The 10905-nt window shown below is 69.4% G+C and carries 10 protein-coding genes and 1 rRNA gene; 6 read left to right on the forward strand and 5 right to left on the reverse strand.

The genetic code is table 11. The annotated features are described in order from the left end of the window. Window positions 1-125 precede the first annotated feature (125 nt). Both Amac_RS46345 and Amac_RS46350 read left to right on the forward strand, forming a co-directional pair. The gene (locus tag Amac_RS46345; RefSeq protein WP_155360822.1) at window positions 126-974 is read left to right on the forward strand and encodes a hypothetical protein; all 849 of its coding nucleotides are present in this window, start codon (window positions 126-128) and stop codon (window positions 972-974) included. Window positions 975-1362: 388 nt separating this feature from the next. Continuing rightward, a complete protein-coding gene (locus Amac_RS46350) occupies window positions 1363-1710 on the forward strand; it encodes an SCP2 sterol-binding domain-containing protein (RefSeq protein ID WP_155351903.1) in 348 nt (115 codons plus the stop codon). Between the two features lie 5 nt (window positions 1711-1715). On the opposite strand, the gene Amac_RS46355 is transcribed toward Amac_RS46350, so the two are convergent. Together Amac_RS46355 and Amac_RS46360 are read right to left on the reverse strand one after the other, a co-directional pair. Next, on the reverse strand, window positions 1716-2708 hold the full coding sequence (locus Amac_RS46355; RefSeq protein ID WP_218041687.1) for an HAD-IIA family hydrolase: 993 nt from the start codon (window positions 2706-2708) through the stop codon (window positions 1716-1718). Then, window positions 2705-3124, reverse strand: a complete 420-nt coding sequence (locus Amac_RS46360) for a tetratricopeptide repeat protein (RefSeq protein WP_155360823.1) — start codon at window positions 3122-3124, stop codon at window positions 2705-2707. The genes Amac_RS46355 and Amac_RS46360 overlap by 4 nt, the downstream gene beginning before the upstream one ends. Before the next feature lie 86 nt (window positions 3125-3210). Here Amac_RS46360 and Amac_RS46365 point away from each other — a divergent pair, with 86 nt between their 5' ends. Together Amac_RS46365 and Amac_RS46370 are read left to right on the forward strand one after the other, a co-directional pair. Then, on the forward strand, window positions 3211-4437 hold the full coding sequence (locus tag Amac_RS46365; protein WP_246269141.1) for a DUF1015 family protein: 1227 nt from the start codon (window positions 3211-3213) through the stop codon (window positions 4435-4437). 217 nt (window positions 4438-4654) lie between these two features. Further along, a complete protein-coding gene (locus Amac_RS46370; protein ID WP_246269142.1) occupies window positions 4655-5587 on the forward strand; it encodes an MBL fold metallo-hydrolase in 933 nt (310 codons plus the stop codon). A gap of 138 nt (window positions 5588-5725) precedes the next feature. Here Amac_RS46370 and Amac_RS46375 read toward each other — a convergent pair whose 3' ends face one another. Continuing rightward, window positions 5726-7084 (reverse strand): tetratricopeptide repeat protein, encoded by a 1359-nt coding sequence (locus tag Amac_RS46375; protein WP_155360825.1) that lies wholly within the window; start codon window positions 7082-7084, stop codon window positions 5726-5728. 57 nt (window positions 7085-7141) lie between these two features. Here Amac_RS46375 and Amac_RS46380 point away from each other — a divergent pair, with 57 nt between their 5' ends. Then, window positions 7142-7879 carry a hypothetical protein gene (locus Amac_RS46380; protein WP_155360826.1) on the forward strand — a complete coding sequence of 246 codons (738 nt, stop codon included), beginning with the start codon at window positions 7142-7144 and terminating at the stop codon, window positions 7877-7879. 841 nt (window positions 7880-8720) lie between these two features. Here Amac_RS46380 and Amac_RS46385 read toward each other — a convergent pair. Continuing rightward, window positions 8721-9728: a class I SAM-dependent methyltransferase gene (locus Amac_RS46385; RefSeq protein WP_155360827.1), complete on the reverse strand. Its 1008-nt coding sequence runs from the start codon at window positions 9726-9728 to the stop codon at window positions 8721-8723. A 145-nt stretch (window positions 9729-9873) separates the two neighbouring features. Here Amac_RS46385 and Amac_RS46390 point away from each other — a divergent pair, with 145 nt between their 5' ends. Then, on the forward strand, window positions 9874-10539 hold the full coding sequence (locus tag Amac_RS46390) for a winged helix-turn-helix transcriptional regulator (RefSeq protein WP_155360828.1): 666 nt from the start codon (window positions 9874-9876) through the stop codon (window positions 10537-10539). A 59-nt stretch (window positions 10540-10598) separates the two neighbouring features. Here the strand turns inward: Amac_RS46390 and rrf are convergent. Next, window positions 10599-10715 (reverse strand): 5S ribosomal RNA (gene rrf, locus Amac_RS46395). Window positions 10716-10905 lie beyond the last annotated feature (190 nt).

A 10905-nucleotide genomic window follows, 5' to 3' on the forward strand; every position in this document is an offset into this window, starting at 1 on the left:
CCACCGCCTTCTTGGCCACGGGCCGCCCAGCGGCCACGCCCTTCTTCGCTCCGGCCGCCTTTCCGGCGGCCATCTTGCCGCCGACCGTCTTAACACCGGCCTTGGCCGCCGTCATCCTGCCCGGCTTGACGACTGCCGAACTGACTCTGCTGGCCGACTTGGCCGTAGCCCGGCTCAGCGGCTTGGCCACCGCCTTGCTCGCGATCCTGCCCGCCGTCTTGGCGATCGCGCGGCTCGCGGACGCCGCCTTCGTCGTCTTCCGAGCGATTCCACTCGCCTTCGTGCTGGTACGGCTTCGCGTGGTGGCCGGCTTCGTGGCGCCGGTGGCCCTGACGCTATCGGAAGCCGCCGACATCTTCCTCCCGGCCGGACGGGCGGCGGGCTTCATGCGGGCGCTGGTGACCCTGGTCCGGCTCGCCCCGGCCGCCGCCGCCACCTTCCGCGAGGAACCCGGCGTGCTCCTCGTGGTCCTGCTCGTCCGGGACGTGGCGGTCCGAGACGTGGCAGTCCGAGACGTGCCGGTCCTGGTCGCGGCAGTCCTGGTCGCGGCAGTCCTGGACGTGGCGGTCCTGGGCTTCGCGGGCGTGGACGAGGCGCCTCGCGTGGACACGCGCTTGGCGGTCCCGGCGGCGGAGATGCTCTTCGCCTTGGCCGGAGCGGATTTCGCGGCCGGCTTACCGGTGGATTTCGCGGCCGGCTTGGTCGCCGATTTCGCGGCCGGCTTCGCCGCGGATTTCGCAGCGGATTTGCCGGTGGCCTTCGTGGCCTTCGTAGTGGCTTTCGTAGTGGCCTTCGCGGCCTTGGTGGTCTTCGTGGTGGCCTTGGTGGACGGGCTCTTGCTCGCCGGGCCTCGTTTCACCGAAGCCGAACGTGCGGTCGCCGAACGTGCGGTCGCCGAACGGGCCGTGGTGCGGGTGGCCGTTCCGGTGGACTTCGCCGACAGGCGGGATTCGAGTTCCTCGACCCGGTCCTGAAGGCGGTCGACCTTTTCCGCCCGTACCAGATCGAGCACAAGCAGGACCTTGTCCACCTCGGTGCGGATGATCTTGGTGAGCTGCTCGCGGTTGGCCTTGCCGACCGCGACGAGTTCCTCGACGAGCTGACCGGCCTGGGCGGACACCTGGCCGAGGCCGGCGTCCCGCGAGGACATCATCTCCTTGACCGCGGCCTGCGCTTTCGCTTTGGTCACGTCGGTCAGCCCGGTGGCGACCTGGACGTACCCGCGGAGTGCTTCGAACACCATGCGAACCCCCTTATCCCTGACACGCCCCCACGTGCCAGATTTCGCGTAGTACTCATGTGGAACGCTACCGTCCGAGGTGTAGAGGCATTTGACCGGTCCGCATATAGAGGGGTGGACGCATGGCGAGCGTCGAAGAATGCCGGGCTGCGCTGGAGAAACTCGTCGAGCAGTTCGACGAGATCAGTGACGAGGATCGAGCCCGTCACGTGGTCGAGCGAAGGCTCTCCTGCCGCATCTCCGACCTCGACGTCACCTTCTACGGCCGCATCCACCCCAACGGCCTCGACCCCTTCAAGGAAGCCCCGCCGCCGGACGGCCAGCAGCCCGAGATCAGGCTCACCATCCGCAGCGAGGACCTGCTCGCCCTCGTCAACGGCGAGCTCGACATGGCCAGGGCACTCCTCGGCGGCCGCGTCAAAATCGACGCCAGCCTCGGCGACCTGCTGCGCCTGCGCCGGCTGCTGTAGCGGCCTCAGCGCTGCGGCAGCGCGTGCAGGACGGATTTGACGGCGTCCTCGTCCGCGGCGGTTTCGCCGACCGCCGCCCAGGTCGCGGCGCAGGCGGCGCGCAGGGCGTCGATGGGCTCGCCCGCGCCGGTGAGGTGCAGCCGCCCGCCCCGCCAGGACGCGGTCCAGGATTCGCAGCTCCAGTCGCCGCCCGACCGGTGGATCTCGGCGGCGGGGGCGTGCAGGCCGGAGAGGTCCGCGGCCATGTGGGTGGGACGGTGGGCCGGGACGGCGGTGAGCAGGTCGAGGGGCGTGGTCACGCCGGTGAGGACGAGGAGGCTGTCGACATCCGCGCGGGTGGCGCCCTCGATGTCGGTGTCGAGTCGGTCCCCGACGATGAGGGGGGATTCGGCGTTGGTGCGGATCATCGATTCGCGGTGGAGCGGGGGCTCCGGCTTGCCCGCGACGACGGGCCGCACGCCGGTGGCGGTGGCGATGACCTGGGTCATCGAGCCGTTGCCCGGGAGTTCGCCGCGCGCGGTGGGCATGGTGGTGTCGGCGTTGGCGGCGACGAACCAGGCGCCCTGGCGGACGGCCAGCACGCCTTCGGCCAGCAGGCCGTACGAGATGCCTTCCCAGATGCCCTGGACCACGGCGGCGGGGGCGTCCAGCGCGGTGGTGACCGGGCGCAGGCCGAAGTCGCGCAGGGCGCCGCGCAGGCCGGTGCCGCCGACGACCAGGACCGGGGAGCCGGGCGGCACGTGCTCGGCGATGAGGCGCGCGGCGGCCTGGGCGGAGGTGACGACGTCCTCGGGGGCGGCGGCCACGCCCAGGTGGGTCAGGTGTTCGGCGATGGCGGCCGGGGTGCGGGAGGCGTTGTTGGTGACGAACGCCAGCCGTACCGACTTGTCCCGGGCGGCCCGCAGGGCTTCCGGCGCGCCAGGGACGGCGTTCCTGCCCAGGTAGACGACACCGTCGAGGTCGAGCAGAAGCGTGTCATACCGGTCGATCAGGGTCACGCCTGCCTCGCGTGCAGGGTGGCGCGGATCTGGGTCAGGGCGGAGACGTAATGCCGCAGGTCGGGGCGCATCGCCGCGGCGACCGCCAGCGGTTCCTGCGCGCCCTCGATGTCGCCGGTGCGCCACAATGCCATGCCAAGACCATAGTGGGCGTAGTCCTCCGCCGGGTTCGCGTTCACGATCCAGCGGAAGCTGTCGGCGGCCTCCGCGTACCGCTTGGAGTTGAACTGGGCGCGGGCCAGCGCCTCGCGGATGCTGCGCGAGCCGGGTTCCGCGTCCGCGGCGCGCTCCAGCAGCGACGCGGCGGCGGCCGGGCTGCCCTCTTCCAGGAGTTTGACGCCTCGCTGGTACCAGTCGTAGACGTCCCCGGCTGGGCCGCCGGGGGAATCAGCGCCGCCGTCCTGTGCATGGATCATGTGTGAGGCCTCCTGCGAACCGATTTCCTGACGAACCGGGCACCGCTTCCGTGGGGAGTCCGGGCGTTTATGGCAACATGCCCGGTATGGAGAGTTCTGAACGGGCGGGACTAGTGCTGCGTCCGTTCCACGGTGTGCGATACGACGTCGACGACATCGCGGCCGTCACGTCCCCGCCTTACGATCTTATTTCCCCCGGCGATGCCCAGGCTCTGTTGGACGTCCATCCCAACAATGTGGTGCGGCTGATCCTTCCCGGCGCCGGCCACTACGCGGACGCGCACGTGCTGCTGGAGGACTGGCTGGCCTCCGGCGTGCTGGTCACCGACCCGGAACCCGCCCTCTACGTGTACGAGCAGAGCGGCGTCGGCGTCTTCCAGCGCGGTCTCATCGGCGCCGTGGGGGTGGACTCGGATTCCGTGCTGCCGCACGAGAACGTCATGCCGGGACCGGTGGCCGACCGGCTGGCGCTGATGCGGAGCACCGGGGCCAATCTGGAGCCCATCTTCCTGCTGTACGCGGGGGGCGGACCCGCGTCCGCGCTCGTGGACGAGGTCGCGACCGGGCGCGAGCCGGTGCTGGACCTGCACGGCCGGGATGGCGTACGGCACCGGCTCTGGGCGGTGACCGGCGCGGATGAGATCGCGGCGGTGGCGGCGGACCTGGCGGGGCGGCAGGCGCTCATCGCGGACGGGCACCACCGTTTCGCCACCTATCAGGCGTTGCGCGAGGAACGAGGGGTGCCGGGGCCGTGGGACTCCGGGCTGGCGCTGCTGGTGGACTCCACCGCGTATCCGCCGGATCTGAAGGCGATTCATCGGGTCATTCCCAGTCTGCCCTTGGAGGAGGCGGCGGCGCGGGCCAAGGGCGCCTGGCAGGTGCAGGAGTTCAGCTCGCTCGAAGACGCGCTGGCCGGGCTCGCGTCGGCTCGAGGGCCGGCGTTCGTGCTGGCCGGGGAGGGTAACGCGCATCTGCTCACCGATCCGGATCGGATGCAGGTGGAGCACGCGATGCAGGGGGACAGGTCGGCGCGGTGGCGGTCGCTGGGGACCTCGATTCTCAACGAGTTCCTGCTGCCGAAGGTGTGGGGCATCGAGGACGACGAGCAGGCGGTGCTGATCGTGCATCATGACACGGACGCGGCGGTGCGGCTGGCCCGGGCGCACTCGGGGACGGCTGTCCTGCTCAATCCGCTGAAGGCGGATGAGGTGTTCGCGGTGGCCGCGAACGGGGAGCGAGTGCCGCGCAAGTCGACGTCATTCGCGCCCAAGCCCGCCACGGGACTGATTCTCCGCACCTTCGCGGCAGGCTGAAGCCGCCGGGTTGCTCGCCGATCAGGTCCGCCTTCCTTCTCGCCGTACCGGCCCGAGAAGGCGCATCCGCCGTGGGTGACGTGGCGATCGCGTACTTCCCGCCATACCGGCCCGAGAAGGCGCATCCGCCGTGGGTGACGTGGCGATCGTGCTTACCTCCCGCGGGAAAGATGCGGGTGCCACGCGGGAATCTGGGCGGGCTGGTTAGGCTCGGCCTGTGGAGAATGTGACGCCGCTGGGCGGGGATGTGTATGAGATCGATACTCGGATGGCGGGGTTCTCCGGGATTACGGCCGGTTATTTGATCTTGGGGGATCGACCCTGCCTGGTGGAGACGGGGACCGCCACGTCGGCGCCGGTGGTGCGGGACGCGCTGGCCTCGCTGGGGGTGGGGGCCGGGGATCTGGCGACGGTGGTGGTGACGCATATTCACCTGGATCACGCCGGTGGGGTCGGGGATATCGCGGGGATGTTCCCGGCGGCGGAGATCGTGGTTCATGAGAAGGGGGCGCGGCATCTGGTCGATCCGTCGCGGTTGATGGCCAGTGCGGCGATGGTGTGGGGGGACAAGCTGGATGTGCTGTTCGGGGCGCTCGCGCCTACCGAGGCGGCGCGGATCAAGGCCCTGGGAGATACGGGGGTCATCGATCTCGGCAACGGGCGCACGCTGGCCAGTCACTACTCGCCGGGGCATGCCAAGCATCATGTCGGGCTGATCGATTCGCTCACCGGGGATCTGTATGTGGGGGACGCGGCCGGAGTGTACATGCCGGAGACCGGTGATCTCCGGCCTGCGACGCCGCCGCCGGATTTTGATCTGGAGACGGCGCTCGGGTCGATCGCGTTGTTCGAGGCGCTCGGGCCGCAGCGGTTGTTGTTCAGCCACTATGGGCCGGTTGACGATGTCGCGGCGGTGCTGGAGAGGTCCGCGGAGGAGTTGCGGGTCTGGGTGGATCTGACCAAGCAGGCGCGGTCCGAGGGGCTTGATCTCGATCATGCGGTGGCGATGGTGCGGGACAGGACCAAGGAGCGGTACGCGGCGTTGCGTGGCGCGGACGAGACGGCCGAACATTTCGAGTTGCTCAGTGGAGCGCCGTCGAATGTGGCGGGGATTCTGCATTGGCTTGACCGGGTGGAAGTGCCACGGTAACGCGAAACGGATCCCCGCCCGGGTGGGCGAGGATCCGTTTCCGCCAGCGTTCGTTCCGTCTACATTCGGCCCCGTCTACATTCGGCTCCGTCCGCATTCAGTTCCGTCCGCCAGCTCTGTCGGCCTTCGGCGCTTAGGTCAGGCTTCGGGCTTCGGCTTCGGGTCGTCGAGGACGTCGCCGAAGTCGGGCTCGATGAACGCGGGGCCGAGCGGGACAATCGGATCTTCGGGCTTGGCCGCCTGGTCCGGGCCGGTTGAGGTCGGCTCGGCAGGCGTTTCATCGCTCGCAGACTCGGTCGTCGTGGAGGTAGCGGCCGTTTCGTCGACGACAGGCTCGGTCGCCGTCTCGGTGGTGGGCTCTACGGCGGGCTCAGCGTCCCCTTCTTCCGGCTCAGTTACCGAAATTTCCGACTTCGGCGCAGCTTCCGCGACGATCTCAGCTTCTTCGACAGAATCATCGGACTCCTCATCATCGGACTCCTCACCCTCGTTTTGCGGTGAGTTGTCGGCCTTCGCCGTGTCAGCCTTCGCAGCGTCGGTCTTCAGCGTGTCAGTTTCCGCCGCGTCAGTTTCCGCTGCGTCGGTCTTCGCGTTATCTGTCTTCCCGTTGTCGGGCTTGCTGCTGTCGGTCTCGGTGTCCTTCGTGTCCGACGGTGAGTCGAGAAGGTCGCCGAGGTCGACTGGCAGGTCGTCGAGGGAATCGTCGAGATCGTCCTCGAATTCCTCCTCGACGTCTTCGATGACCGCGCCGGTCAGTTCCGCGTAGCGTTCCGCGGCGTCGGTTTCGCCCTCCTCGTCGAAGGCCATCGCGCGGCCGAACCAGTCGGTGGCGGCGGCTTCGTGGCCCGCGTGCGCCAGCGCGTCCGCGTACGCGAAGGCCAGGCGTGCCGACCACGGCTTCGGCTGGGGGTCGCGCAGTTCGGGAATGCGCTGGAGGGTGATCACGGCCGCGTCGTGCTGGCCGAGGTCGCGGCGGGCGCCGGACTCGACGATCGCGAGCTCGATCCGGCCGGCCCGGTCCAGGCGCTCGGCCTCCTTGGACTTCACCAGGTCGAGGGCACGCTCCGGACGCCCAAGGCCACGCTCGCTGTCGGCCATGATCGGCAGGTACGCGTCGGACCCGGTCATCCGCCGGGCCGCCCGCAGATCGCCGAGGGCCTCCGCGTACTGACCGGCGTGGTAGGCCGCGATCCCGGTCGCCTCCCGGACGATCCCGATCCGGCCGGCGAACCTGCGAGCCACTTTGGCGTGCTCATACGCGCGCTCCGGGTCCTCCTGCTCCAAGGCCCTGGCCGTGGCGACCAGATGGCTGGCGACCAGGTCGGCCAGATCACCGGGAAGCGAGCGAAGCTCGTCGCGCGCCTCCTTGTCCAGCTCGTCCGGCGTGATGTCCGCGTCCAGCTCGGGCAGCTGCTCCCGCTCCTTCGGCTGCGGCGCGTCCTCCTCCCGGCCGTAACGCGCCCGGCTACCCTCGGCGTCCCTGCTGAACGGCCGCACCCCCGCACGATCATCGGACGACCGCTGCGGACGATCACCCCTGTCATCGAACGAACGTTGCGGCCGATCGCCACGGTCGTCGACCGGCCGCTGCGGCCGGTCGTCGCGGTCGTTGAACGAGCGCTGCGGCCGATCCCCGCGATCCTCGAACGACCGCTGCGGGCGGTCACCACGATCGTTGAAGGAACGCCCGCCGCGATCATCCCGCGAGCCATAACGGCCGCCGAAACCACCGCCACCACGCGAATCACGATCACCATACGAACGCTGCGGCCGATCCCCACGATCGTTGAACGGCCGCTGCGGACGGTCTCCCCGATCGTTGTACGGCCGCTGCGGGCGATCTCCCCGGTCGTTGAACGGCCGCTGAGGACGATCCCCGCGATCCTCGAACGACCGCTGCGGGCGATCGCCACGATCGTTGAAGGAACGCCCGCCCCGGTCATCCCGCGAGCCATAACGGCCGCCGAAACCACCGCCACCACGCGAATCACGATCACCGTAGGAACGCTGCGGCCGATCCCCACGATCATTGAACGGCCGCTGCGGACGGTCCCCACGGTCGTCGAAGGACCGCTTCGGCCGGTCATCGCGGTCGTTGAACGGCCGCTGCGGGTGATCTCCCCGGTCGTTGAAAGGCCGCTGCGGGCGATCCCCGCGATCGTTGAACGGCCGCTGCGGCCGGTCGCCACGGTCATTGAACGGCCGCGCCGGGCGGTCACCACGGTCGTTGTACGGCCGCTGCGGACGGTCGCCGTAGGGGCGCTGAGGCCGATCGCCCCGGTCGTTGAATGACCTCTGGGGCCGATCACCGCGATCGTTGAAGGGCCGCTGGGGCCGGTCACCGCGATCGTCGAACGAACGCTGCGGACGGTCGCCGTAGGAGCGCTGGGGCCGGTCGCCGCGATCGTTGTAAGGCCGCTGGGGCCGGTCGCCGCGCTCGTTGAATGATCGCCGGGGTCCGTCGTTCTCGCGGAACGGACGGTTGCCTCGGTCGGAACCGTACCGGTCACGGGTGGCGTCACGGTCGCCGTAGCGCTGCGGGCGGTCGCCGCGGTTCGCGTCGCGGTCGCCGTAGGGGCGCTGGGGACGGTCGCCGCGCTCGGCGGAAGGCCGGTCACCGCGGTCGCCACGGTCGCCGTAGGAGCGCTGCGGGCGGTCGCCGCGATCGTTGTAGGGCCGCTGGGGGCGGTCGTCGCGGGAGCCGTACCGGCCGCCGGAACCGCCGCGGGAGTCACCTCGGGAGTCGCCCTCGCGGGGGCGGAAGGGGCGTCCGCCCCGGTCGTCGGAGCTGTATCGGTTGCCGGACTCGCGGGGGCCGCCTCGGCTGTCCGCGCGGAAGGGCCGGTCGCCACGGGCTCCAGGGGCGTCATCGCGCCGCTCTCGATGGCCGCTACCGGCCCGGTCGCTGTTCTCTTCGCCACGGCCCGCGCCGTCACGCCCGTCTTCTCTGTTCACTTCTGTCCTCTGTCGCTCGCTCACCGCGTACGGCTCGGCGTCCCGTTTCGGAGGCGGCTGCGCGGTTCGGGCATATCTCGGCTCGCGTCCCTGCTCCGACGCGACGAAGGCCACCCAGCTTGGTGGGGTGGCCCGGCCCGTCCAGCCTAGCAAGTGATGGCGACTGCGCGAGCCCCCCTCACGGTTTGCGCCCGTAGGTGACCGCGTGCATCGGGGTCAGCTGGAACCAGCCCAGCTCGGTGAACCCGTGCCTGGCCAGCAGTTCGTCGTACGCCTCGCGGGGCAGCAGCTGGTCCCCGATCTGCGCCTCGAAGAACTGGATCCCCGACATGATCCGCCCGGGCACCTCGCGCAGCCCGGCGTCGGAGGCCGGGAACGGGAAGTCCGAGATCACGAACCATCCGCCGGATTCGAGGGCGTCCATGCTCCGCCGGGTGACTTCGTCGATGTCACGGCATTCGTGCATGGAGATGTTGTTGAGGACCAGGGTGAACCCCTCCCCCGGCGCCATCGTCTCCAGCGGGCTGGTGACCAGCTCGGCGCGCACGCCCTCGGCGCCGAGCAGCTTGGCCGCGTTGGCGACCGAGTGGGCGTCCCCGTCCACTCCGGTGAGCTCGCAGGCGGGGTACGCCCCCGCGAGCCGGAGCAGGCCACGACCGGAGCCGCAGGCGGTCTCCAGAATCCTGCAACCGGCGCTGAGACGCTCGGCGAGGCCGGGGATCTGGTCCAGGCCGGCCGGGATCAGGCGGGTGTAGAACGGGGTTCCGGTGCCCGCGACTCCGGCGATGAAGCCGGGGTCGCAGCCGTCCCACCACAGGCGCTCCCCGGACGCGAGCACGCGCTCGAAGCGGCCGAACATCTCGTCCTGTTCGAGGACGGTGAAGACGCCGCCGACGTAGGCGGGGCTGGTGGTGTCGAGCAGGAGGGTGGCCATGTGCGGTTCCAGCCAATACGTCTCGCCCTGCCGGTCGCAGACCTGGGCGCCGTAGGCGGCCCGGCACCAGGTGGCGACGTAGAACGGGTCGAGTTCCAGGTCGGCGGCGAGCTTGTCGGCGGTGAGGCCGCTCGGGGTCTCGGCCAGGGCGCGGATCAGGCCCTGGCGGATGCCGATGGCGATGGTCCGGTGCGCGGTGTAGCCGGCCAGGTGGGGCATGAGGACGGCGGCCTGGTCGCGAATGGTGGTCATGATGTCGTGCTCCTTGCGTTCTTCCACGTCGCTGTTGCTTCCACCCTCGGGGCGCGAGGGCGGTGGTCGATAGTGCGGGAAGTGGAGCGGCGGCGGTACACATTGTGTACTGGCATGCGGGCGCGGCGGGCCTTACGTTCAACCTATGACGGGATACGGCCAGTTCTGCCCGGTCGCGAAGGCCGCCGAGTTGCTCGATCAGCGCTGGATGCTGCTGGTCGTGCGGGAACTCATGGCTGGAAGCCAGCATTTCAATGAGATTCGGCGGGGTGTGCCGAAGATGTCGCCGACATTGCTCAGCCGGCGGCTACGGGAGCTCGTCCAGGCCGGGGTCGCCGAGCGGACCGACGACAAGCGGTATGTGCTCACTCCGGCCGGGAAGGAATTGGGGCCGGTCGTGGACGCGCTCGGAGCCTGGGGGACGCGGTGGGTTCCCGAGCTGGGTGATCCCGATCTCGATCCGCATTTGCTGCTGTGGGACATGCACCGCAGCGTCGATCTCACCGCATTGCCGCCGGGACGCACCGTGGTGCATGTGGTGTTTCCCGAGGTGATTCCGGCTGTCCGGCGATGGTGGCTGGTCATGACGCGGGACGGCGCCGAGATCTGCGATTTCGATCCGGGGTACGACGTGGCGGTCACCGTGGAGACGTCGTTGCTGGAGATGTCGCGGATCTGGCGGGGGGATGTGGGGTGGGAGCAGTCGCAGCGGTCGGGGGCGCTGCGTATTCGGGGCCTGGCGAGTGCCTGCCGGGACCTCGGCCGATGGCTGCAGTTGAGCAAATTCGCGGCCACGCCTCGGCCGATCTGACCTGGCCCAGAAAACACGAAAGGCCCCAACCATTCGGCTGGGGCCCTTCGATAAAGATTGTCCGGCGGCGTCCTACTCTCCCACACCGTCCCCGGTGCAGTACCATCGGCGCTGGAGGGCTTAACTTCCGGGTTCGGAATGTAACCGGGTGTTTCCCCACCGCTAAAACCACCGAAACACTATGAAACAAACAACCAACACACACAAACGTGCGCCTGCTTGTTGTCTCAGAATCACATAGTGGACGCGAGCAAAACCAATGCCACAAACAGTTCGCGCAGCCCCAGAACACGACACGCATGCCCTAGAGCGCAGCACAACCACCGCAGCAAAAACTGCTTTGTGGTCAAGTCCTCGGCCTATTAG

Source organism: Acrocarpospora macrocephala, from assembly GCF_009687865.1.
In the GTDB taxonomy this organism is placed as follows: Bacteria; Actinomycetota; Actinomycetes; order Streptosporangiales; family Streptosporangiaceae; genus Acrocarpospora; species Acrocarpospora macrocephala.